Annotated in this window: 22 protein-coding genes; 4 read left to right on the forward strand and 18 right to left on the reverse strand. The window is 66.0% G+C overall.

Annotated elements, in window-relative coordinates; all coding sequences use genetic code 11:
- Positions 1-277: 277 nt before the first annotated feature.
- Positions 278-2,242, forward strand: a complete 1,965-nt coding sequence (locus ACFSX5_RS06770) for a M23 family metallopeptidase (protein WP_386832513.1) — start codon at positions 278-280, stop codon at positions 2,240-2,242.
- A gap of 6 nt (positions 2,243-2,248) precedes the next feature.
- On the opposite strand, the gene ACFSX5_RS06775 is transcribed toward ACFSX5_RS06770, so the two are convergent.
- From ACFSX5_RS06775 to ACFSX5_RS06830, 12 genes are all read right to left on the reverse strand, one after another.
- Positions 2,249-2,587, reverse strand: a complete 339-nt coding sequence (locus ACFSX5_RS06775; protein ID WP_386832514.1) for a VOC family protein — start codon at positions 2,585-2,587, stop codon at positions 2,249-2,251.
- A gap of 74 nt (positions 2,588-2,661) precedes the next feature.
- Positions 2,662-2,997, reverse strand: a complete 336-nt coding sequence (locus tag ACFSX5_RS06780; RefSeq protein WP_386832515.1) for a four-helix bundle copper-binding protein — start codon at positions 2,995-2,997, stop codon at positions 2,662-2,664.
- Between the two features lie 92 nt (positions 2,998-3,089).
- On the reverse strand, positions 3,090-5,696 hold the full coding sequence (gene clpB, locus ACFSX5_RS06785) for an ATP-dependent chaperone ClpB (RefSeq protein WP_386832516.1): 2,607 nt from the start codon (positions 5,694-5,696) through the stop codon (positions 3,090-3,092).
- A gap of 628 nt (positions 5,697-6,324) precedes the next feature.
- On the reverse strand, positions 6,325-6,942 hold the full coding sequence (locus ACFSX5_RS06790; RefSeq protein WP_386832517.1) for a DUF4167 domain-containing protein: 618 nt from the start codon (positions 6,940-6,942) through the stop codon (positions 6,325-6,327).
- Positions 6,943-7,274: 332 nt separating this feature from the next.
- Entirely contained in the window at positions 7,275-8,255 is a 981-nt protein-coding gene (locus tag ACFSX5_RS06795; RefSeq protein ID WP_386835592.1) for a N5-glutamine methyltransferase family protein, read from the reverse strand.
- Entirely contained in the window at positions 8,243-9,319 is a 1,077-nt protein-coding gene (gene prfA, locus ACFSX5_RS06800; protein WP_386832518.1) for a peptide chain release factor 1, read from the reverse strand. The genes ACFSX5_RS06795 and prfA overlap by 13 nt, the downstream gene beginning before the upstream one ends.
- 218 nt (positions 9,320-9,537) lie before the next feature.
- Complete coding sequence (locus tag ACFSX5_RS06805; protein ID WP_386832519.1) at positions 9,538-9,723, reverse strand: hypothetical protein; 186 nt, start codon at positions 9,721-9,723, stop codon at positions 9,538-9,540.
- Between the two features lie 56 nt (positions 9,724-9,779).
- Complete coding sequence (ptsP, locus tag ACFSX5_RS06810) at positions 9,780-12,050, reverse strand: phosphoenolpyruvate--protein phosphotransferase (protein ID WP_386832520.1); 2,271 nt, start codon at positions 12,048-12,050, stop codon at positions 9,780-9,782.
- A gap of 64 nt (positions 12,051-12,114) precedes the next feature.
- A complete protein-coding gene (locus ACFSX5_RS06815; RefSeq protein WP_386832521.1) occupies positions 12,115-13,380 on the reverse strand; it encodes an aspartate kinase in 1,266 nt (421 codons plus the stop codon).
- Positions 13,381-13,502: 122 nt separating this feature from the next.
- Complete coding sequence (locus ACFSX5_RS06820; protein WP_386832522.1) at positions 13,503-14,321, reverse strand: hypothetical protein; 819 nt, start codon at positions 14,319-14,321, stop codon at positions 13,503-13,505.
- Positions 14,318-14,518 carry a hypothetical protein gene (locus ACFSX5_RS06825; protein ID WP_386832523.1) on the reverse strand — a complete coding sequence of 67 codons (201 nt, stop codon included), beginning with the start codon at positions 14,516-14,518 and terminating at the stop codon, positions 14,318-14,320. Before ACFSX5_RS06825 ends, ACFSX5_RS06820 begins: the two co-directional genes overlap by 4 nt.
- Before the next feature lie 407 nt (positions 14,519-14,925).
- Complete coding sequence (locus ACFSX5_RS06830; protein WP_386832524.1) at positions 14,926-15,498, reverse strand: lipocalin family protein; 573 nt, start codon at positions 15,496-15,498, stop codon at positions 14,926-14,928.
- Positions 15,499-15,658: 160 nt separating this feature from the next.
- On the opposite strand from ACFSX5_RS06830, the gene ubiG reads away from it, so the two are divergent.
- Positions 15,659-16,396, forward strand: a complete 738-nt coding sequence (ubiG, locus tag ACFSX5_RS06835; protein ID WP_386832525.1) for a bifunctional 2-polyprenyl-6-hydroxyphenol methylase/3-demethylubiquinol 3-O-methyltransferase UbiG — start codon at positions 15,659-15,661, stop codon at positions 16,394-16,396.
- A 6-nt stretch (positions 16,397-16,402) separates the two neighbouring features.
- On the opposite strand, the gene ACFSX5_RS06840 is transcribed toward ubiG, so the two are convergent.
- Genes ACFSX5_RS06840 through ACFSX5_RS06850 form a run of 3 tightly spaced genes read right to left on the reverse strand, consistent with a single transcriptional unit; the run spans position 16,403 to position 17,500 of the window.
- Entirely contained in the window at positions 16,403-16,774 is a 372-nt protein-coding gene (locus tag ACFSX5_RS06840) for a hypothetical protein (RefSeq protein WP_386832526.1), read from the reverse strand.
- Positions 16,775-16,830: 56 nt separating this feature from the next.
- Entirely contained in the window at positions 16,831-17,214 is a 384-nt protein-coding gene (locus ACFSX5_RS06845) for a hypothetical protein (protein ID WP_386832527.1), read from the reverse strand.
- The gene (locus ACFSX5_RS06850; RefSeq protein WP_386832528.1) at positions 17,201-17,500 is read right to left on the reverse strand and encodes a hypothetical protein; all 300 of its coding nucleotides are present in this window, start codon (positions 17,498-17,500) and stop codon (positions 17,201-17,203) included. Before ACFSX5_RS06850 ends, ACFSX5_RS06845 begins: the two co-directional genes overlap by 14 nt.
- A gap of 160 nt (positions 17,501-17,660) precedes the next feature.
- On the opposite strand from ACFSX5_RS06850, the gene ilvD reads away from it, so the two are divergent.
- A complete protein-coding gene (gene ilvD / locus ACFSX5_RS06855) occupies positions 17,661-19,514 on the forward strand; it encodes a dihydroxy-acid dehydratase (RefSeq protein ID WP_386832529.1) in 1,854 nt (617 codons plus the stop codon).
- Positions 19,515-19,518: 4 nt separating this feature from the next.
- Entirely contained in the window at positions 19,519-19,908 is a 390-nt protein-coding gene (locus ACFSX5_RS06860; RefSeq protein WP_386832530.1) for a GNAT family N-acetyltransferase, read from the forward strand.
- A gap of 133 nt (positions 19,909-20,041) precedes the next feature.
- Here ACFSX5_RS06860 and ACFSX5_RS06865 read toward each other — a convergent pair whose 3' ends face one another.
- The 3 genes from ACFSX5_RS06865 to ACFSX5_RS06875 all read right to left on the reverse strand — a co-directional run bounded on the left by ACFSX5_RS06865 (position 20,042) and on the right by ACFSX5_RS06875 (position 21,902).
- Positions 20,042-20,497: a hypothetical protein gene (locus tag ACFSX5_RS06865; RefSeq protein ID WP_386832531.1), complete on the reverse strand. Its 456-nt coding sequence runs from the start codon at positions 20,495-20,497 to the stop codon at positions 20,042-20,044.
- Between the two features lie 74 nt (positions 20,498-20,571).
- Complete coding sequence (locus ACFSX5_RS06870) at positions 20,572-21,438, reverse strand: aldo/keto reductase (RefSeq protein ID WP_386832532.1); 867 nt, start codon at positions 21,436-21,438, stop codon at positions 20,572-20,574.
- Positions 21,439-21,479: 41 nt separating this feature from the next.
- Positions 21,480-21,902 carry a DUF1178 family protein gene (locus ACFSX5_RS06875; RefSeq protein ID WP_386832533.1) on the reverse strand — a complete coding sequence of 141 codons (423 nt, stop codon included), beginning with the start codon at positions 21,900-21,902 and terminating at the stop codon, positions 21,480-21,482.
- Positions 21,903-21,913: the final 11 nt, after the last annotated feature.

Below are 21,913 nucleotides of genomic sequence, written 5' to 3' on the forward strand. Positions count from 1 at the left end.
CCAGAGTTTACGCGGCTCCCCGCTTGTAGACGATAGATGGTGCATCGCGAGCGCCATTCAAGGCCCCCTGATCAGGTGCCCCCCGGCGGTTGGCCCGCGCGTGCGCAGGCGGGATTCTCCCAGTTTCGCCGCATTCCTACTTGATACGCCGGAAGCCATTGCTTCGGATTCCGTGCGTGCGTAGGGTGCGCCGGACGCTACAGGCGTTGGTGCCGGCGCAAGACCGGCCCGCTTCGGGGGAAGCTTGCAGGTTTCTGACGTCTAGAAGGATGCGGCGTTGAACGCAGCGCAACGACATCGCCACCTTGCCTTGCTGCGCTCGGCCGGTTTCGAGGACAGCGCGCCGCTGACGCTGCAATCGACCGATGGCGATATCCCGCACGGCCGCGAGCTGAGCTTTGCCTGGCTGACCGGCACGGTGATGACCGGCTTGACCAGCGTGCTGCTGATGGGCGCGGCGCTTTATGTCTCCTTCCAGGGCGAAGACACCTTCTCCACTGCCTACAAGGCACTCCAGCTCGCCGGTGCCGAAGCCGAGCAGCGCGCGCCTACGGACATGTTCGCCAAGTCCGCGCGCATTCGGCCGGTCGCCGCCACCCGCTCCGACCGGGAGGTGATCGAGGCCTCGATCCGCGACAGCGTGGATGGTCGCGACATCATCCGAAACCAGCCCTTCGTGCGGATCCGCGCGACGCTGGCGACGGCGCCCACCTCGCTGGCCGAGGACATTCCCTCCTATGACCCCGTCGCCATTCTCAATGCCACCGAGCCGCTGACCGCCTCGGAGAGCAGCCTCGATATCTCCACAGAGGTCTACGGTGCCGAGGTAGAAGGGGAAGTGGCGGTGAAGGTGGCGGCCATGCCGACGAGCTTCGTGCCGCCGCGCGCCATCTCGGATCAGACCGCTGCCGATTTCGTGCGCGGCATCGTCGGATCGGATTTCGACGTGGCGGGGGATGCCCCGGCTCTGGCTTATGCCGCCATCGGCCCGTCGCTGCGCGATCTCGGCCTGTCGCCTGGCGCTCCCTCCGGCGGCATTGCCGAAAACGTCACCGTGGTCCCCAAGACCACCATTGCCAGCGAAGGCATGCTCGGCCGTTCCGAGCGCATCCTCACCATCAAGGAGGATAGCGAACTCGCCGAGGTGCTGCGCAAGAACGGCTTCAGCGACGGCACGGTGATGGCGATCGCGAGCGCCATCCACAATGTCTACCCCTCGGTAGTGCTGCCGGTGGGTGCGCGCCTGCGCATCCTTTACGGGCCGTCGCGGAATTCCGACACGCTGGTGCCCTACCGGCTCAGCATCTACCTGCATGACGAGGCCAGCGACACGGACGTCCATCGCGCAACCGTCGCGCTGACCGACAAGGGCCAGTATGTGCTGGGCCTCGCCCCGCCCGACATCGTCTTCCCCGAGGAAGACACCGAAGAGATCAACGTCGCCAACCTGCCGAGCGTTTACCGATCGATCTGGGAAACCGGACGCAAGCACGATCTCGACGACGACACCATTCAGCGCATCATCGGCATGTTCGCCTATGACATCGACATGACCAACCGGATTGCGGCCGGCGACAGCATCGAGATCCTCCAGACACCGCCCGACGAGGCCGGGCGCAGCGAACTGCTTTATGTCGGGCTGACGCTGGGCTCGACCACGCGGCAGTTCTACCGCTTCGTCATGCCCGACGGCACCATCGACTTCTTCGACACCAATGGCGAGACCGGGAAACGCTTCCTCAACCGCCGGCCGCTCGAGGGCGGCGGTACGCTGCGCTCGCGCTTCGGCTACCGCATCCACCCGATCTTCAAGTCGAGGCGCCTCCATACCGGTGTCGACCTCGCCGCCCGCACCGGCACGCCGATCTATGCCTCGGGCGACGGCGTCATCACCTACTACAAATGGCAGTCCGGCTACGGCAACAAGATCGAGATCCAGCACGTCAACGGCTACGAGACCGCCTATGGCCACCTGTCGCGCTATGTCGACGGGCTCGGCGTCGGCGACCGGGTACGCCAGGGTCAGGTCATCGGCTATGTCGGCTCGACCGGCCAGTCGACGGGTCCGCACCTGCACTTCGAAATCAAGATCAACGGCAATCTGGTCGATCCGCTGAGCGTCAAATTGCCCAAGGACAACGTGCTGCCGCAGCAGCACCAAGCGCAATTCCAGCAGACCATCGCCCAGATCAACGACCTGATGGCGCGCGAGCCGGCCCCGGTTCAGGTCGCGGCGCAGTAGACGGCGCTACTCGCGCGCGACATAGACCGCCAGTTCGTTGCCACCGGGTTCACGGAAGTGGAAGCGCCGGCCGCCGGGGAAGTCGAACTGCTCGCGGGTGATCGCCCCGCCCGCCTCCCGCACCCGCCGCTCGGCATCATCGAGATCCTCGGTGCGGATGATCGCCATGGTGGCGGCCACAGGGTTCTCTGACTGGTCGATGCCACCGTCGATGCCCGCCCCCTCAATGCCGTCATAGATCGGGCCGTAGCTGACGATCCCCCAGCCGAAGGCCGCCTGAAAGAAGCTGCTGGTCTTCGCCCGATCGGCGGAGGGGAACTCGATATAGTCGATCCGATCCGTCATCCTCACCTCCCCATTTGTTCCCTGTTTGTTCAGGATAGCATCGCCCTCGCTACGGGGCAAGGGCGATGCGCGGGTCAGGCTGCCATGCGGCGGCAGCTTTCGGCACAGGCGCGGCAGGCAGCGACGCAGTCGTCCATGTCGCCGAGCCGTTCGCAGTCGTCAGCACACTGCTCGCAGATTTCGGCGCATTCGGCGCAGGTGTGCTTGTGGTGCGGGCTGCCGATCAGCATGAAATGCGCGGAGGTGCGGCAGATCTCGGCGCATGCCATCATCAGGGTGAAGTGATCCTTAGCGACGTGCTCGCCGCCGAGCATCAGGCAGTGGTTCATCGCCATCGAGGTGCAGGTGCTGTAGCAGTCGAGGCAGGCGGTGATGCACTCCTGCATGGCGGGGTCGGCGTGGTGCGGCATGGGCTTTCTCCTCTGCTGTCAGTGGGAAAAGCCGGAGGCCGCCGCGCGGTTGCGCCGAAACGAGAGGGAGGGCCGTAGCCCTCCCCTGATGCTTACGCTGCGGCGGAGGTTTCCGCCTTGCCGCCCGGGAGCAGCACGATGCCGTCGTCATTGGCATCGACCGTGACCTGGCCGCCATCGCTCACCCGGCCCTCGAGCAAGAGGTCGGCGAGGCCATCCTGCACCCAGCGCTGGATCACGCGCTTCAGCGGACGGGCGCCATAGGCGGGATCATAGCCTTCATTGGCGAGCCACTCGCGCCCGCGCGCTGTGAGCTCGAGGGTGATGTCGCGGTCATCCAGCAGCTGCTGCAGGCGGCCGAACTGGATGTCGACGATCGAGCCCATGTGCTCGCGGCCGAGCCGGTGGAACAGGAGGATCTCGTCGATGCGGTTGAGGAACTCGGGCCGGAAGGCGGCCTTGACCTCGTCCATCACCTTGCCGCGGGCCAGCTCGATCGGATCGCCGTCCTTGAGCTCCTGGATGTGGTAGGCGCCCAGGTTCGAGGTGAGGATGATCACCGTGTTGCGGAAGTCGACCGTGCGGCCCTGTCCGTCGGTGAGCCGGCCGTCGTCGAGCACCTGCAAGAGGACGTTGAACACGTCCGGATGCGCCTTCTCGATCTCGTCGAACAGCACCACCTGGTAGGGCCGGCGCCGCACCGCTTCGGTCAGCACGCCACCTTCGTCATAGCCGACATAGCCCGGAGGGGCGCCGATCAGCCGCGCGACCGAGTGCTTTTCCATGAACTCGCTCATGTCGAGCCGCACCATCGCGGTCTCGTCGTCGAACAGGAACTGGGCGAGCGCCTTGGTCAGCTCGGTCTTGCCGACGCCGGTGGGGCCAAGGAACATGAACGAGCCGATCGGCCGATTCGGATCCTGCAGGCCGGCGCGCGAACGGCGCACCGCCTTGGCGACGGCCGCTACTGCCTCGGACTGGCCGATGACCCGGGCGCCGATGGAAGTCTCCATGTGAAGGAGCTTTTCCTTTTCACCCTCGAGCATGCGGTCGACCGGAATGCCGGTCCAGCGCGACACCACTTGGGCGATATCGCTCGTATCGACGGTCTCCTTCGCCATCACTGGATCGGCCTTGCCATTGGCATCGGCGTCCTTCAGGCGCCGCTCCAGATCGGGGATCACGCCATAGGCCAGCTCACCGGCCCGGGCGAGATCACCCTGGCGCTGCGCGATCTCGAGCTGCGAGCGGGCGGCATCGAGCTCTTCCTTGAGCTTGGTCGCACCCTGCAGCCGTTCCTTTTCGGACAGCCACTTGGCTGAAAGCTCCTGCGCCTGTTCCTCGAGGCCGGCGAGTTCCTGCTCCAGCCGTTCGAGCCGAATGCGGGAGCCTTCGTCCTCTTCCTTGCGCAGCGCCTCGCGCTCGATCTTGAGCTGCATGATGCGGCGATCGAGTTCGTCCAGCGCCTCGGGCTTGGAGTCGACAGCCATGCGCAGGCGCGCCGCCGCCTCGTCCATCAGGTCGATGGCCTTGTCGGGGAGGAACCGGTCGGTGATGTAGCGGTTCGACAGGGTCGCCGCGCTCACCAGCGCCGAGTCCGAAATGCGGATGCCGTGGTGAAGCTCGTACTTCTCCTTGAGGCCGCGCAGGATGGAGATGGTGTCCTCCACCGTCGGCTCGGCAACAAAGACCGGCTGGAAACGCCGGGCCAGGGCCGGGTCCTTCTCCACATGCTTGCGATATTCGTCGAGCGTGGTGGCGCCAACGCAGTGAAGCTCACCGCGGGCGAGCGCAGGCTTAAGCAGGTTGGAGGCGTCCATCGCCCCGTCGGCCTTGCCGGCACCGACCAGGGTGTGCATCTCGTCGATGAACAGGATGATCTGGCCCTCGGCGGCGGTGACCTCGCTCAGCACGCCCTTGAGGCGTTCCTCGAACTCGCCGCGATATTTCGCGCCGGCGATCAGCGCCCCCATGTCGAGAGCGAGCAGCGACTTGTTCTTGAGCGATTCCGGCACGTCGCCATTGACGATGCGGATAGCGAGGCCTTCGGCGATGGCGGTCTTGCCGACGCCGGGTTCACCGATCAGGACGGGATTGTTCTTGGTACGACGGCTGAGAACCTGGATGGCGCGGCGGATTTCCTCGTCGCGGCCGATCACCGGGTCGAGCTTGCCCTCCCGCACATCGGCGGTGAGGTCGCGGGCATATTTCTTCAGCGCATCATAGGCGTTCTCGGCGGAGGCCGAGTCAGCGGTGCGACCCTTGCGGATTTCCTCGATCGCCTTGTTGAGGCCCTGCGGGGTCACGCCGGCAGAAGCCAGCACCTTGCCGGCATCGGTGTCCTTCTCGACCGTCAGCGCCAGCAGCAGCCGTTCCACGGTGACAAAGGAGTCACCGGCTTTCTGGGCAGCGGATTCGGCGGTGTCGAACACGCGCGCCAGTTCGCGCCCGAGATAGAGCTGACCGGCATCGCCGGACACGCGCGGGATCTTGTTGAGGGCGGCTTCCACGCCAGCACGCGCCGCCTTGGGATCACCCCCGGCGCGTTCGATAAGGCCGTTGGCCATGCCCTGGTCGTCGTCGAGCAGCACCTTGAGCAGGTGGACCGGCGCGAACTGCTGGTGGCCCTTGCCCAGCGCCGCCGTCTGCGCGCTCTGGATGAAGCCGCGCGCCCGCTCGGTGTATTTCTCGATATTCATGCAACTCTCCTTGTCTCGCCCGTGGGTCGGCCCGAAGCACCGGCACCACGGCGGAAGCGTCGTTTTTCTGGAGCGCCCGATGGATGCGGCACGCTCCGTTCACGAGGATATATGGGGAGGGTTTCAGCGGTGGGAAGAGGCTGACATGCGGGTTTGTCCGCCGGCTTTCGCTGTCGGTCGGATGGGAGCGGACCCGCGGCGAATGGCCTCCTTGGGAGTGAATTTAGTGAGGCGTCACTGCCCTGGAGCGCCGTCGGGTGTCAGGAGAGCCCCCACCTAACCTCCCCCGCAGGCGGGGGAGGGACATGCCGGTGGGCGCCCTGACCGCGAGGCAAGCTCGATGCGACCCCTCCCCCGCTGGCGGGGGAGGTTGGGTGGGGGTGTTCGTGGGGGCCACAGCAGTATTCGGCGTCATTCCCGCGTAAGCACCAGGGAAGAATGGATCCCCGCCTGCGCGGGGATGACGTGGTGGGTTGGGAGAGAAGCCCGGCAATAACAATGGAGGCAGTGACCACACGCGCCGTCACCACCGGGCTTGTCCCGGTGGTCGGTGCACGGAGCCACGTCCGTACCCCCGCAAACAAAGAGGCCGGGCATCAAGCCCGGCCTCTTGCAAATCTCTCTCGCGCTATTCCGCGGCGCTGGTGGCGCTGCCGGTGAGGAAGGCCGGCAGGTCCGGAACGTCCGGCTGCGGGGCCGATGACGGATCGCCGCCATTGCCGTCGCCACCACCCTGGGTGCGGCGGCGGCGCGGACGGCGCTCGCGCGGCTTGCGGCCTTCGCCCTGCTGGCCCTCTGCCTGCTGGGGCTGGGCATCGCCACCCTGCTCTGCAGCGGCAGCGGGCTGTTCGGCGGTTTCGCCTTCGGGCTCATCCTGCTGCGGCTGCTGGGGTTGCGGCTGGTGCTGCTGCGGCGAGGCGAAGCGGGAGTTGATCTCGAGGTCGTCGTCGAAATCTTCCTCCGGCTGCGGCTGACCGTCCGGACGCGGGTTCATCTGCTGCTGGGCAGAGGCCACGATGCGGAAATAGTGCTCGGCGTGCTGGAGGTAGTTCTCCGCCATCACCGAATCGCCGCTCGACTGGGCATCGCGCGCCAGTTGCAGGTATTTCTCGGCGATGTGGGCGGCATTGCCGCGCACCTTCACGTCGGGGCCGTTGCTCTCATAGCTCCGGGAAAGCGGATTGACGTGCTTGCGCCCGCCGTTACGGCCCCGCTGCCGGTTCTTGTTCTGGTTGTTGGGTCTCATCTGGTCGTTCTGTTGACTTCAAACAGGAGTAACGTGGTGGCGGACCGGCTCCCCGCGGGCCCTGCCAATCACCTCGGGCGAGCGCAAGGGCATCGGGCGAGGCCTACCGGCTTCATGAAGACCTGAACCGTCTGACGGCTTTCCTGCCACAGGTTCCGAACCACTTCCGCGTCGCTCCCGATCTCGTCGGGGGCCGCGCTGCCCTTGCAGCTACAGGAATGTTTCGGGTGGCTGTACACCGTGGCGCCCATGATGCGCCGTTGACAGCACGAATAAACTAGCCGGTTTGCGCGGATATTCAAAGCACAAAGTGCGACGCCGCGCGGCGTTGCTCACAGATGGTGCGCCGATACCACCCGATCAAGGCCGGCGAGATCTTTGTGAACGGCAATGTCGCGCCAGCCCTGCCGGGCAAGAATGGCGGCGACGGCATCCCCCTGGTCATAGCCGATCTCGACCAGCAGCCCGCCACCGAAGGCCAGATGAAGCGGGGCTTCGGCGGCGATGATGCGGTAGGGCGCAAGGCCATCGGGGCCGCCATCAAGGGCGAGAGCGGGGTCGAACGCGCGGACCTCCGGCGAGAGCGTCGGGACCACCGCCGAGGCAATATAGGGCGGGTTGGACACGATGAGGTGAAATGCGCCGCGACCACCCCCCTCCCGGCCTCCCCCGCAAGGGGGGAGGTGGGCTTCCGTGCCTTGGGCCGGATCTCCGCTCACACTCGAGGCGGCACCTCCCCCCTTGCGGGGGAGGTTGGGAGGGGGGTGAGCCAGAGGCTCGAACCAGCTCCCCTGAAGAAAGGCGATTCGCTCGGCGACCCCATGCCGCTCGGCATTCGCCCGGGCCGCGTCGAGCGCCTCTTCGCTCAGGTCCACCGCTACTGCGGTGGCGTCCGGCCGATTGGCCAGCACCGCGATGGGGATGCAGCCGGTACCGGTGCCGAGATCGAGCAGTCGCCCACCCGGCGGCAAGGCTGTAAGCGCCATGTCGACGAGAAGCTCGGTTTCCGGCCGGGGTTCGAGGGTTGCGGGGTTGAGGGCGAAGGCGAGACCGTAGAATTCGCGCTCGCCGATGATGCGGGCGACGGATTCGCCGGTGAGGCGGCGCTGCATCAGCGCTTCGACACGCGCCGCGGCGCCCGCGTCCACCACATCGCGCTCGCGCACGGCGAGGTCGAGATCGCCCAGTCCGAGGGCATGGGCGGTCAGGCGCTTGGCATCGATGACGGCCGAGGGCGACCCGTTCTCCGCCAGCACGTCGCGCCACTGGCGCCACAGCGCACCGATGGTGACGGGCGTCGTCAGTTCACCGATTCCAGCGCGGCGAGCTGTTCGGCCTGCGCGGTGGTGATCAGCGCCTCGATCAGTTCGTCGAGGGCTTCACCGGCCATCACCTTGTCGAGCTTGTAAAGCGTCAGGTTGATGCGGTGATCGGTGACGCGCCCTTGCGGAAAATTGTAGGTGCGGATGCGCTCGGAGCGATCGCCGGAGCCGACCTGGCCCTTGCGCTCGGCGGAGCGAGCGGAGTCGCGTTCCTCGCGCTGCATTTCGTAGAGGCGCGAGCGGAGCACGATCATCGCCTGTGCCCGGTTCTGGTGCTGCGACTTCATCGCCGAGGTGACGACGATGCCGGTCGGGATGTGGGTGACGCGCACCGCCGAGTCGGTGGTGTTGACGTGCTGGCCGCCCGAGCCGGAGGCGCGCATGGTGTCGATGCGGATGTCTTCGGGGCGGATGTCGATGTCGATGTCTTCCACCTCCGGCAGCACCGCCACCGTCGCCGCCGACGTGTGGATGCGGCCCGAACCCTCGGTCGCCGGCACCCGCTGCACGCGGTGAACGCCGGACTCGAACTTCATGCGCGCATAGACGCCCCGGCCCGAGACATTGGCGATGATTTCCTTGAAGCCACCGACTTCGCCGGGGCTTTCCTCCATCACCGTCACCTTCCAGCCGTGGCTGGCGGCATAGCGCTCATACATGCGGAACAGGTCGCCCGCGAACAGCGCCGCTTCGTCGCCACCGGTGCCGCCGCGGATTTCGAGGATGATCGACTTTTCGTCGGCCTCGTCCTTCGGCAGGAGCAGGATGCGGATCGACTGGGTCAGCCGCTCGATCTCTTCGTCCAGCGTCTCGATCTCGGCGCGGGCCATCTCGGCCATGTCCCTCTCGCCGCTATTGAGCAGTTCCTCGGCGTCCGCCCGGTCCTTCAGCGCCTTCTTGTAGGCGCCGATCTCGCCGACGATCTCGCTGAGTTCGGAGTGCTCCTTGCTGAGCTTGGCGAACTCGTCCGGGTTTGCCCCGCCCGACAGCGCCGCTTCGATATACTGGAAGCGCATCTCGAGGGCGTCGAGCTTGTCCTGGGGGAGTGAGGGCATCTTCGGTCTTTCGTTCAGGCGAACGCACGCTTTAGGCACAACATTATCGCATCGCAAGCTTCGCGGTTCTTGCCGTGAAATCTCAACCCCGCCTGCCCTCGGGCTCGACCCGCGGGCCGATTGCCACCTTCGTGTGCGCTCGGAGTGGTCCTCGGATCAAGTCCGAGGACACTGCGGTGGGTATTTATGCCTCGGCAGTGAGGGGGCGATATTCAACGTTAGCGACCATCCCGCAGCCGCTCGCGACCGGAGTCGGTAAGTTCGGCGCCGCCTTCCTTCTGCTCGATCAGCGCCAGCGACAACAGCTTGGCGAAGACCAAGGGCTCGATATCGAGCGGCTGCGTCGGTTCGCGAAAGCGGGCGAGGGTTTCAAGGTCTTCGCGAGAAAGGTCGTTGTCGGTCACGGCGGCACATCCACGGCTCTGCCGCATGCAACAGCAGGCAGGCTCGCCGGGTTGCGTCAGCCCATCGGCAGGTTCTGCCGCTCCACCCAGTCCTGCAGCAGTTCGCGGATGGTGACACCATTGGCGCCGTCGCTCAATGCCGCCCCTACCGATAGCCGGATCGGCTTGAGATCGAGATTGAGCACCATCTCCTTGATCGGGCCGATCGAGGCCGGGCTCATCGACAGCCGGTTCATGCCGATCGCCATCAGCGCCAGCGCCTCGAGCGGCCTGCCGGCAAGCTCGCCGCACATGGTGACCGGGATATTGTAGCGGTGGGCGGCATCGATCACCATCCGGATGGCCCTGAGGCGCGGCATGCCGATCGGGTCGTAATTCTTGGCGACGCGCGGATTGGCCCGATCCGACGCAGTGAGGAACTGCACCAGGTCGTTGGAGCCGATGGAGACGAAATCGGCTTCCGGCATCACCTGGTCGAGCTCGAACAGCAGCGAGGGCACTTCCACCATGGCGCCGAGTTCAAGCCGGCTCGGGATCGGCCGGCCCTGGCGGCGCAGGCGCTCGATCTCCTTGTGGACCACCAGGCGCGTCTGGGTGAACTCGAAGGTCTCGGTCACCATCGGCACCAGGATCTTGAGCGGACGCCCGTCGGCTGCCAGCAGCAGCGCCCGGATCTGCGTCCGCAACAGGCCTGGGCGCGCGAGGCCCAGGCGGATGGAGCGGAAGCCCATCGCCGGGTTTTCCTCGGCCATCGAGCGCTGGTAGGGCAGCACCTTGTCGCCGCCGATATCGAGCAGGCGGAACACCACCGGCCGCTCGCCGGCAATCGCCATGGCCTCGGCATAAAGGTCGCGCTGCTCCTCGAGCCGCGGGAGCTTCGAAGCGATCATGAACTGCAGCTCGGTGCGGAACAGGCCGACGCCGGCCGCCCCGGTATCGTCCAGCATCGGCAGGTCGGCGACGAGCCCGGAATTGTGCAGCAGGGTGATTTCGACGCCGTCGCGGGTGACGCTCGGCTTGTCGCGCAGGGCTGCATAATGGGCGCGCCGACGGGCGGAGACGCGGACCTTGTCGATATAGGTCTGCTCGATCTCGGGGGTGGGCCTGAGATGCACCACGCCGGCCGAGCCGTCGATGATGATGTCGTCGCCAGTTTCCGACATCGACACGATCGACTGCGCCTGCCCGACGGCCACGAGGCCGAGCGAGCGCGCGACGATGGCGACATGGGCGGTGGTGCCGCCCTCCTCGAGCACGAGGCCGCGGAGCTTGCTGCGGTCGTATTCGAGCAGTTCCGCCGGACCCATGTTGCGGGCGACGAGAATGGCGTTCTCGGGCAGTTCCTTCTGCTTCAGCGCATGGCCGTCGCCGGTCAGCACCCTCAGCAGGCGGTTGGCGAGATCGTCCAGATCGTGCAGGCGGTCGCGGATATAGGGGTCGGTCTGGCGCAGCATGCGCGCGCGGGTGTCGTTCTGCACCCGCTCCACGGCCGCCTCGGCCGAAAGGCCATTGTCGATCGCCTCGGTTAGCCGGTGCACCCAGCCGCGATCATTGGCGAACATGCGGTAGGTTTCGAGGATTTCGCGGTGGTCGGTGGCACCGACCATGTCGCCATGGTCGAGCATGGCATCGATCGACACCCGCATGCGCTCGAGCGCGTTCTCGAGCCGGGCCTTTTCGGCCTCGGTGTCCTCGGCGATGAAGTTGGTGACGACGACGCGCGGGTCGTGCAGCACCACCGTGCCGAGCGCGATGCCCTCGGTGAAGCTGACGCCGGTGAACATGCGCGGGCGCCGGAGGTCGATGTCCGAGCCCGGCTTGATCAGATTGTCGAAATCGGAGGTGGCGACCATCTCGGCGAGAATGGTCGCCGTGGTCAGCATGGCCTCGGTTTCTTCCTCGCCGAAATGCCGGCGTGAAGCATTCTGGACCGTGAGGACGCCGAGCGTCTGCCCGGCGCGCAGCACCGGCACGCCCAGAAAGGCGTTGAACTTTTCCTCGCCCGTTTCCGGCCGATAAGCAAAGGCGGGGTGACCGGGGGCGTCGTCGAGGCTCAGCGGCTCGGCTTCGGCGGCGATGAGGCCGACCAGGCCCTCACCCAGCCTCAGCGTCGTCATGTGCACCGATTCGGCGGCAAGCCCCTTGGTCGCGAACAGCTCCAGCGCCCCGTCGTCGCGCAGCACATAGAACGAGCAGACGTCGGCATGCATGTTTTCGGCGATCAGGGTGACGATCTTGTCGAGCCGCGCCTGCGACGCCAGCGGCTCCGCCATGGTCTCGCGCAACTGCTTCAGCAGCACCCTTGGGCCGCCGATGGAGGTCACCATTCACCCACGCAGACGGCCCGCCCGCCGTCCCCCTTCGAGGACGAGGGGCCGCCGACGTGGCGGACTATTCGTCCTTCTTGTCGAGTCCGTAATACGTGTGCAGGGCCCTCACGGCAAGCTCGGCATACTGCTCATCGATCAGCACCGAGGTCTTGATTTCCGAGGTGGTGATCAACTGGATGTTGATGCCCTTGTCGGCCAGCGCCTTGAACATCGAGGACGCAACGCCCGCATGCGAGCGCATGCCGACGCCCACCACCGAGACCTTGGCGCCGCCCTTGGCGCCGGTGATGCGGCCATATTCGATCTTTTCGCCGGCACCCTTCAGCGCCCGCATCGCCTTGTCGTACTCGCTGTCGGGCACGGTGAAGGTGATGTCGGTGGTGGCGCCGTCATCGGCGATGTTCTGGACGATCATGTCGACCACGATGCCCTGGTCGGCGAGCGTGCCGAAGATGGCCGCGGCAACGCCGGGATTGTCCTTGACCTCGCGCAGGGTGATCTTGGCCTCGGCCTTGGCGAGGGTCACGCCCGAAACGATCTGCTTTTCCATGATCTCATCCTCATCGCATACCAGCGTGCCGGGAACGCCGGGCGTGCCGTCGGGCGCCACCTGTGGCGCATCGGGGTCCTCGAAGCTCGAGCGGACCAGGAGGCGCACCTTTTGCGCCATGGCCAGTTCCACCGCGCGGATCATCAGCACCTTGGCGCCGAGCGAGGCCATTTCCAGCATCTCCTCGAAGGAGATCTTGGTCATGCGCTGGGCCTTGGGCACGATGCGGGGGTCGGTGGTGTAAACACCGTCCACATCGGTATAAATATCGCACCGATCCGCCTTCACCGCCGCCGCCACAGCGACCGCCGAGGTGTCGGAGCCGCCGCGGCCCAGCGTGGTGATGCGGTTGTGGGGCGAAATGCCCTGGAACCCGGTGATCACCGGCACCCAGCCCGCCTTCATGCGCGCGTCGAGTTCGGTGGGGTCGATATCGGTGATGCGCGCGGCACCATGGGAGTCGTCGGTGCGGATCGGCACCTGCCAGCCGGCAAAGGAGCGCGACTGCACGCCCATCTCGCTGAGCACGATCGCCATCAGCCCGGCGGTAACCTGCTCGCCCGAGGCGACGACGGCATCGTATTCGCGCGCATCGTGCAGAGGGCTTGCCTCATTGACCCAGCCGACCAGCTCGTTGGTCTTGCCGGCCATGGCCGAGACCACCACCGCCACTTCGTGGCCGGCATCGACCTCGCGTTTCACATGGCGGGCGGCCTGACGGATACGCTCCACCGTGGCAACGGACGTGCCCCCGAACTTGACGACGATGCGGGCCAATTGCTTCCCCAAACCACCGCCGAACCCGGCGGTACGCTTCAGTTGCGGGGGGAATGCCACAAAGCCGGGGCGGGATCAACGGGCATCGAGACGCGGGAGCGACGGCTCCGCCATTTCTCTGCTCATTCGACCACGAACGTGAAGTCGATCTGGCTGTTGTAGACAAAGCCGGAAGCTTCGGCCCATGTGCGCAGGTGCATGGTGGGGAAAGTAAGCATATTGCCGCTGAACCGGAGCGCGGCGCGAGGCAGGCTCGCCGACTCCTCGAACTTGATCAGGTACAGCTTGAGCGAGCACTCCTCCTGGCACGCGGCGGGATCATCCTCGTCCAGCACCTGCCGGCGCGAAGGCCATGTCAGCACGCGCGTACCCGTGTCGTTGCGGAGAAAGGACGAGTGCCAGCGCAATCCGAGATCAACAAGGGACCGGAATGACGCCGCAGGATCCAGTGAGCGTTGCAGGATCGATCGTACAGCCGCCGCCCCAAGTACGGTCTTGAAGTAGTATCCACTGGTGGCAACGCCGAACGTGTCTTCCCATCTGTCGCTGCGATTGCGCACGACGTCGACCGAGGGCTGCCAAGCAGGGTCCGCCCCCAGACGCATCGCCGCATGCAGGAAGGTGTCGGAGCACACTGCTGCGCCGTCGCAACTGTCCAGCACCGTATTGAAGCTGATGGAGAGCGGCCGCTTCGCGTCCCCGGGAGGATGCGCATAGAGTACGGAATCACAATGCGAGATGACGATATAGTGCTCGCAGATGTTGTCGGCCGCGCCACACCGCCCTTCCGTTATGGCAATGGCGCCGCGCTCGCGCGCCATGAACTCGGCATAGCTGATCCGGGCGGCCTCGGCCGCACTGCGGCTGCCGAAGTTGCACTCGACGGCCGCGGCCAGCCCCGCCTGCAGCAGCAGGAACAACACTAGCAGGATCAGCCTCATGGCGCCCCCGTCTGCGGCTTGGGCGGGATAACCAGCGGGATCAGGAGCGCCCAGCCGACCATCACCAGCGTGATGATGATGTTCGAGATGCGACCTTCGGAGCGGAGGATCAGTTGCTCAGCGCAGATGGCCGCCGCCCACACCGGAAAGGACAGCGCGGAAAAGGCCAGTTGCACCGCATTGGTGACGTTGAACAACTTCCAGAGGTAGAGGGCACCAACACGGTAAGGAAGGCGACGAAGATCAGAAGAACGATGAAATTCTCGGTTACGTCGTCCTTGTTGATCAGCAGTGGCTGAACGGCCAGGAAACCAGCGGTGATCTCAGCCGGGACCAGCTTGCCGATCCGATCCAAATAGTCCTGTGTCGAGCCCAACGGCCTGTCGATCTGCCGGCTCTCTGCCACGACGCCCTCCCCCGCCATCTCCTTTTCAAGAAAAGCGCAGAGGGAGGGCGCCTGCCAGTACGGGTGAATACGGACCCTCGCTCCTAGTCGGTCTCCCGCTGGAGACGATTGGAGCGACCGTCAACGGGCCTCCATGCGACCGGGCCGACGATCGTGCCGACTGGTAATTGCCCTGACCCGGTCGTCTTGAGGTTGTGATTACGACGCGCTATCGGCCGCCGGATCGTAGGTCTGCGGCGGCTGGGGCGTATCCTCCAACTGCGATACGTCCACTCCGACCTCGCTCAGGGCTTCTTCCGCCTCGGCCCGATCCTCTTCCGACAGCTCGAGGCCGCGGGCGAGGATCCAGCCGGTGTTGCCGTCGGGTGAATAGACCGCGGCCCAGGGGTACTGCCCATCTTCTTCCTCACCCACCGCCGCGACGACGTAGTTGACGCCGGGCGTGCCGGACTCCTCGCCGAACTCCACCGAGAAGGTGTTGAAGTTGCCGTTCACCACTTCGGCCTCGCCGACGACGCCCTGCTCATCCCCGCCGGACTCGCGGTCGCAGCGATTGACCACTTCCATGGTGGCATCGTCGATGAGGGTATAGACCGCGGTGACGCCGCCCTGGCAATCCTGCTCATAGGGCGTGGGGGTGTTGGCGATCTCGTACCAGAGCCCCGTATAGGCCTGCGGATCGATCTCGAGTGTCGTGGTCGTACCCGCCTCCTGTGCGAGAGAGGGGGCGGCAACAAACAATGCGGCTCCAACCGCCAGTGCGATGCGCATGTGGTTCACTCCTGTTTCGGTGCCAGGGCTGAACCAGCGGCCTGCCCCACAGTTCCCGCGTCGCGTCCCCGGATAAATCGATCCTGATCACCGCCGCCAGCGGCCACGCCTTGCCTCCGCCCCACCGCGGGGGTCATATGCACCCGAACCGGAGCCGCCCATGACCGACACCACCGTCAATGATGCCGAGATCAGCAAGTTCACAGCCATGGCCGAGGAGTGGTGGAACCCCAACGGCAAGTTCAAGCCGATCCACAAGTTCAATCCGGTCCGGCTCGGCTTCATCCGCGAGCACCTCTTGGCGCAGTTCGGTCGGGACGGCAGCGTCATGCGCCCCTTCGAGGGCTTGAGCATCGTCGATGTCGGCTGCGGCGGTGGCTTGTTGTGCGAGCCGCTGGCCCGGCTCGGTGCCACTGTGACCGGCATCGACGCTGCCGAGCGCAACATCGCCATCGCCCGCATCCATGCCGAGCAATCCGGCCTCGACATCGACTACCGTGCCACCACCAGCGAGGCGCTGGCCGCCGCCGGCGAGCGCTTCGACATGGTGCTCAACATGGAAGTGGTCGAGCATGTCGACAACGTGCCGCTCTACATGAAGAGCTGCGCCGACCTGGTGAAGCCGGGCGGACTGATGCTGACCGCCACCATCAACCGAACGCTGCGCGCCCGGGCGCTGGCGGTGTTCGCCGCCGAGCGCGTGCTGCGCTGGCTGCCGGTCGGCACCCATGACTGGAACAAGTTCCTGACGCCCGAGGAGATCCGCACGCTGATCACCCGCAATGGCCTCAGGGTCACGGACGAAACCGGCGTCGTCTACCACCCGCTGGCCGACGAGTGGCGCCGCTCCGGCGACATGGGCATCAACTACATGATCATGGCCGAGCGGCCGGCCTGACCTCCATCAGGCGCGGAACAGCTTTTCGCGCGGTACCTTGAGCACGATGCGGTCGCCGTCGACCCGCTCGATCTGCTCGGGGAAGACGTAGCGGTCTGCTGCGAACAGGCCTTCTCCATCCACGCGGATGAAGCCGTCGCGCAACAGCTTCTCCTGCATCTCGCGCGGCAGGTCGTCGTCCGGCCGGAACACATCGGCCAGGATCGAGGTCAGCGTGTTCCTGTCCTGCTTGACGATGGGGCTGCCGGTCACTGTTTCGGGGCCGGGCTGATGCGGGTTCTCGTCGCTGGCGCGGAAGGTTTCCACCTTGCCGATCAGGTTCATGTCGCGGTCGACGACGATCATGCCTTCGTGAAGGTTGGCCGGAAGCGCATCCATCTCGGTTCTCCTCTGTCTGTGTAGTGGACCAACGGGTGCGGCCCGGTGCCGTTCCCCTAGGCGTCCCGCTCTTCCTCGATCCCCTGCGCGAGGTGGAAGGCCTCGCGGTCGCTGAGATCGACCTGGCGGACATCGCCGATCGGCTCGCGGCTGCGGCCGCCGTCGTCGAGCGAACCCCAGGCGTCGTGCCAGGCGACTCCATCGGCCACCACCACCACGATTTCCGAGAAGCCGTGCAGGCTCCGTGCCGCCTCGGCCGCCTCGAACGCGGCACCGACGTCGTCGAACTCGGCTTCGTCGGCGTCGACGTCGCCCTTGCTCTCCCACCACACCGCAGCGCGCGGCCGGCCTTCGGTGCCGCTTTCGATGCCGACGGTCACCGCATCGGCGTTGGTGCTGCCCAGCTCGACGCGGCGGAAGCGGCGCTCACTGCTGGTCATTGTAGCGCCCCTTGGTCTGACCGACGCGCTTGGCCAGGGTGCCGAAATCGAGCTCGCCCGTTTCCTCATTGGCGAGCCGCAGCACCCGGATCGGGAACACGATGGCGTCGCGGTTGGCCGGCGACAGGTCTTCCACCGCCCGGTCGCTGCCGGCGACATTGGCCTCGCAGGTGGCCAGCAGCGTGTCGATCTCTTCGCGCTCGAGCACGCCCTTCTCCACCAGCCGGCGGGTCAGCGCCGCCATCGCAATGATCAGCCCCTCGAGTTGCAGGTTCGCTGTGTTCATGGCCACCTCCTTTGTCGCCGCTCAACGCCTGACAGCCGCGTTGCGATGCAGTCGCAACCGTACCCGCGGGTACGGTTTTCCTTGATCGTGCCCTGGAATGGGTCTAAACAACGGGGTACAAGCCTTGGCGCCCATGCGCCCCAAGCCAGGAATTCTCGTCATGCCCGCCTATCGTTCCCGTACCACCACCCATGGCCGCAACATGGCCGGCGCCCGCGGGCTCTGGCGTGCCACCGGCATGAAGGACGGCGACTTCGGCAAGCCGATCATCGCCGTGGTGAACTCGTTCACCCAGTTCGTGCCGGGCCACGTCCATCTCAAGGACCTCGGCCAGTTGGTGGCGCGCGAGATCGAGGCGGCCGGCGGCGTTGCCAAGGAGTTCAACACCATCGCGGTGGATGACGGCATCGCCATGGGCCATGACGGCATGCTCTACTCGCTGCCCTCGCGCGACCTGATCGCCGACAGCGTCGAATACATGGTCAACGCCCACTGCGCCGACGCCATGGTCTGCATCTCCAACTGCGACAAGATCACGCCCGGCATGCTGATGGCGGCGATGCGCATCAACATCCCCGTGGTCTTCGTGTCCGGCGGCCCGATGGAAGCCGGCAAGGCCATGGTCAAGGGCAAGCTGCAGGCCCTCGACCTGGTCGACGCCATGGTGATGGCCGCCGACGACGCCTATTCCGACGAGGAAGTCGCCGTTGTCGAAGAGAATGCCTGCCCCACCTGCGGCTCCTGCTCTGGCATGTTCACCGCCAACTCGATGAACTGCCTCACCGAAGCGCTGGGCCTGTCGCTGCCGGGCAACGGCTCGACGCTCGCGACCCATGCCGATCGCAAGCGCCTGTTCCAGGAAGCCGGTCACCTGATCGTCGACCTCGCCCGCCGCTACTACGAGCAGGAAGACGCTTCGGTCTTGCCGCGCAACATCGCCACCAAGGCGGCCTTCGAAAACGCCATGGCGCTCGACATCGCCATGGGCGGCTCGACCAACACCGTGCTCCACATCCTCGCCGCCGCCCATGAGGGTGGCGTCGACTTCACCATGGACGACATCGACGCGCTGAGCCGCAAGGTGCCGGTGCTGTGCAAGGTCGCCCCGGCCAAGAACGACGTCCATATCGAGGACGTCCACCGCGCCGGCGGCATCATGTCGATCCTCGGCCAACTCGACCGCGCCAAGCTGATCAACCGCGGCGAACCGACCATCCACTCGCCCACCATGGGCGACGCGCTCGACAAGTGGGACATCACCCGCACCAATTCGGAAAGCGTGCGCCAGTTCTTCCTCGCCGCGCCCGGTGGCGTCCGCACCACCCAGGCCTTCTCGCAGGCCAACCGCTGGAAAGAACTCGACACCGATCGGGTCAACGGCGCCATCCGCTCGCCCGAGCACCCGTTCTCCAAGGACGGCGGCCTCGCCGTGCTCAAGGGCAACATCGCCCTCGACGGCTGCATCGTGAAGACGGCCGGGGTCGACGAGTCGATCCTGAAGTTCACCGGCCCGGCGCGGGTGTTCGAGTCGCAGGACGATACGGTGCGCGCGATCCTGTCCAACCAGATCAAGGAAGGCGACGTCATCGTCATCCGCTACGAAGGTCCGCGCGGCGGCCCTGGCATGCAGGAAATGCTCTATCCGACCAGCTACCTGAAGTCGAAGGGCCTCGGCAAAGCCTGTGCGCTGCTGACCGACGGTCGTTTCTCGGGCGGCACTTCGGGGCTCTCCATCGGCCACGTCTCGCCGGAGGCGGCCGAAGGCGGCACCATTGGCCTCGTGCGCGAGGGTGATATGATCGAGATCGACATCCCGAGCCGCACCATTACCCTGCTGGTCCCGGAAGCCGAGCTCGCCACCCGCCGCGCCGAGCAGGACAAGCTCGGCTGGAAGCCGGCCCAGCCGCGCAAGCGCAACGTCACCACGGCGCTCAAGGCCTATGCGGCCTTTGCGACCTCCGCCGCCCGCGGCGCCGTGCGCGACACCGACCTGATCAACAAGCTGACCCACTGACCGGATGGGCGCGATCGACTACCGCATCGCGCCCTTTCCGTCCGATCTCGAACTCGACTGGCTGTGGCAGGCCGCCTGGGGCGGTCCGCTCGGCCGCTCCTACCAGCCGGTGCTGGAGCGCAGCCTCACCCATGTCGGCGCCTATTTGGGCGACCGGCTGGTCGGCTTCGTCAATCTCGCCTGGGACGGCGGCATCCACGCCTTCATCCTCGACACCTGCACCGATCCGGAGTTTCGCCGCCGCGGCATCGCCCGCGAACTGGTGCGGCAAGCGGTGGCCGTGGCTCGCGATCGCGGGATCGAATGGGTGCATGTGGATTACGAGCCGGCACTCGAGCCGTTCTACCGCACCTGCGGGTTTCGACAGAGTGCTGCAGGGGTTATGCGGCTGTAGCGCCAACCGCCTCCAACCACGGTGTCCTTCCCGCGCAGGCGGGAATCCATTCTTCCCGGCGCTCTTGGAAAGAAAGAGTGGATTCCCGCCTACGCGGGAATGACCTGGTCATGGGGAGGTCGCGGCCCCAATCCTAAAACCGGCACGCCTTCGCCGACGCCGGATACAGCAGAAACACCCGGTCATCACTCTCCGCGAGATTGATGAAGTCCACCGCGCTCTCGGCGCTCATGCCCCGCTCCGGATCGATCTCGAGCCTCAGGGCCTCGCCCTGCATGCTCAGCGAAAACATGCCGCCATCGCCCTCGACGCCGCACTGGTTGCCCTCGCACAGACCCACACCGACATAGTCGTTGCCGTCGCGGGTGCGAAAACCGAACAGCAGCGTCAGGTCGTAATTGGGATCCTGGAACTCGGGGTGATAGCCGATGGCAAAGCGCTCGACGCGCTGGTCCGGGTGGCTCTTCAGGTGTTCGGCATCATAGACCCGCGAGAAGCAGTCGCCGGGCTCCCCTAGCGCGCTCTCGGCCGCATAGACCGGTGTCACGGCGAGGATCACCGCAGACGCCAGCGTCAGACCAAGCCCCATGATCGCCTCCCCAACAGGTGGCGCGAGAGTGCCACGGCAGGACCGCGGCACTCAAGAGCATCGCCTGGTTGCGCCTAGCGCCGGCCGATCTTGTCCAGCGTGGCGAAATCCTCGTCGCTGAGCTCGATCGCGGCGGCGGCGACATTGTCCTCGAGATGCTTGACCTTGCCGGTGCCCGGGATGGGCAGCATCACCGGCGAGCGCTTCAGCAGCCAGGCGAGCGCGATCTGGCTCCCGCTGGCGCCGTGCTTGTCCATGATGGCGCGGGCATCGTCATGGCCTTCCACCAGATCGCCACCGGCGAGGGGGAACCACGGGATGAAGCCGATGCCGTTCTTCTCGCAATAGTCGAGCACCGCTTCGCTCTTGCGGTTGGCGAGGTTGTAGAGGTTCTGCACGGTGGTGACGCGGAAGTATTTCTGCGCCGCCTCGATCTGCTCGACGCTGACTTCCGACAGCCCGACATGGCGGATCAGCCCCTGCTGCTGCATCTCGGCAATGGCCCCGAACTGGTCCTCGTGCGAGACCTTGGAGTCGATGCGGTGCAGTTGCCAGAGGTCGAGCCGCTCGAGCTTGAGCCGGCGGAGGCTGGTGATGACGCCTTGGCGCAAAAACTCCGGACGGGCGAGCCAGTGCCATTCATCCGGCCCGGTGCGGGTCAGGCCGCTCTTGGTGGCGATGACCGTGCCCTGCGCATAGGGCGCCAGCACCTCCCCGATCAGTTCCTCGCTGACATAGGGGCCATAGCTTTCGGCTGTATCGACGAGGTTGACGTTGAGCTCCGGCAGGCGGCGCAGCACCCGGCGTGCTTCGTCGGGATCCTCCGGCGGACCCCAGATGCCCTTGCCGGTGATGCGCATGGCACCGAACCCGAGCCGGTTGACGGTAAGGTCGCCACCAATGGCAAACGTGCCCGAAAGGGCCGCATCGAGAGTAGGCATGCTGCTGTTCTCCGTGTCGGTGCGCCGGATGGGCGCCAGAACTAGTTGTCGTCGCCGATGTCGGGCAGCGGCATAAAGTGGACGCCGTCCTCGGCGAGGCTCACCACCTCATCGCGCGTTGCCTCGCCATGAATGGGACGCGCTTCGACCTCCTCGAAGTGGATCTTGCGCGCTTCCTCGGCGAAACGGTCGCCGACATATTCGGTTTCCGCCAAAACCTTCTGGCGGTAGCGGCGATACATCTCGCGCAGCTTCAGCGCCTCGGCATGAGCGGAGGTGACGGAGACGCGCTCGGTATCGGTACGGGCGACGGCCGGTGCCATCGGCGCCTTGTCGATCTCGGCCGACCCGCAGACCGCGCAGGCCACGAGACCCCGCCCCTTCTGCTCGTCGAAGGCTGCAGCGTTCTTGAACCAGGCGTCGAAGCTATGCCCGTCGGGGCAACGGAGAGTGTACTGGATCATGATGTGTCAGA

Origin of the sequence: Devosia albogilva, assembly GCF_042685625.1 — a bacterium.
Taxonomy (GTDB): Bacteria; Pseudomonadota; Alphaproteobacteria; order Rhizobiales; family Devosiaceae; genus Devosia; species Devosia albogilva.

What these genes read in the sequence shown, in the direction of transcription:
- ACFSX5_RS06790 (WP_386832517.1), bottom strand. Translation starts at nt 6,942, where the DNA reads ATGAGACCCAACAACCAGAACAAGAACCGGCAGCGGGGCCGTAACGGC.
- ACFSX5_RS06820 (WP_386832522.1), bottom strand. Translation starts at nt 14,321, where the DNA reads ATGAGGCTGATCCTGCTAGTGTTGTTCCTGCTGCTGCAGGCGGGGCTG.
- prfA (WP_386832518.1), bottom strand. Translation starts at nt 9,319, where the DNA reads ATGCCCTCACTCCCCCAGGACAAGCTCGACGCCCTCGAGATGCGCTTC.
- ACFSX5_RS06845 (WP_386832527.1), bottom strand. Translation starts at nt 17,214, where the DNA reads ATGACCAGCAGTGAGCGCCGCTTCCGCCGCGTCGAGCTGGGCAGCACC.
- ACFSX5_RS06865 (WP_386832531.1), bottom strand. Translation starts at nt 20,497, where the DNA reads ATGGGGCTTGGTCTGACGCTGGCGTCTGCGGTGATCCTCGCCGTGACA.
- ptsP (WP_386832520.1), bottom strand. Translation starts at nt 12,050, where the DNA reads ATGGTGACCTCCATCGGCGGCCCAAGGGTGCTGCTGAAGCAGTTGCGC.
- ACFSX5_RS06875 (WP_386832533.1), bottom strand. Translation starts at nt 21,902, where the DNA reads ATGATCCAGTACACTCTCCGTTGCCCCGACGGGCATAGCTTCGACGCC.
- ACFSX5_RS06840 (WP_386832526.1), bottom strand. Translation starts at nt 16,774, where the DNA reads ATGGATGCGCTTCCGGCCAACCTTCACGAAGGCATGATCGTCGTCGAC.
- ACFSX5_RS06860 (WP_386832530.1), top strand. Translation starts at nt 19,519, where the DNA reads ATGGGCGCGATCGACTACCGCATCGCGCCCTTTCCGTCCGATCTCGAA.
- ilvD (WP_386832529.1), top strand. Translation starts at nt 17,661, where the DNA reads ATGCCCGCCTATCGTTCCCGTACCACCACCCATGGCCGCAACATGGCC.
- ACFSX5_RS06830 (WP_386832524.1), bottom strand. Translation starts at nt 15,498, where the DNA reads ATGCGCATCGCACTGGCGGTTGGAGCCGCATTGTTTGTTGCCGCCCCC.
- clpB (WP_386832516.1), bottom strand. Translation starts at nt 5,696, where the DNA reads ATGAATATCGAGAAATACACCGAGCGGGCGCGCGGCTTCATCCAGAGC.
- ubiG (WP_386832525.1), top strand. Translation starts at nt 15,659, where the DNA reads ATGACCGACACCACCGTCAATGATGCCGAGATCAGCAAGTTCACAGCC.
- ACFSX5_RS06870 (WP_386832532.1), bottom strand. Translation starts at nt 21,438, where the DNA reads ATGCCTACTCTCGATGCGGCCCTTTCGGGCACGTTTGCCATTGGTGGC.
- ACFSX5_RS06775 (WP_386832514.1), bottom strand. Translation starts at nt 2,587, where the DNA reads ATGACGGATCGGATCGACTATATCGAGTTCCCCTCCGCCGATCGGGCG.
- ACFSX5_RS06850 (WP_386832528.1), bottom strand. Translation starts at nt 17,500, where the DNA reads ATGAACACAGCGAACCTGCAACTCGAGGGGCTGATCATTGCGATGGCG.
- ACFSX5_RS06780 (WP_386832515.1), bottom strand. Translation starts at nt 2,997, where the DNA reads ATGCCGCACCACGCCGACCCCGCCATGCAGGAGTGCATCACCGCCTGC.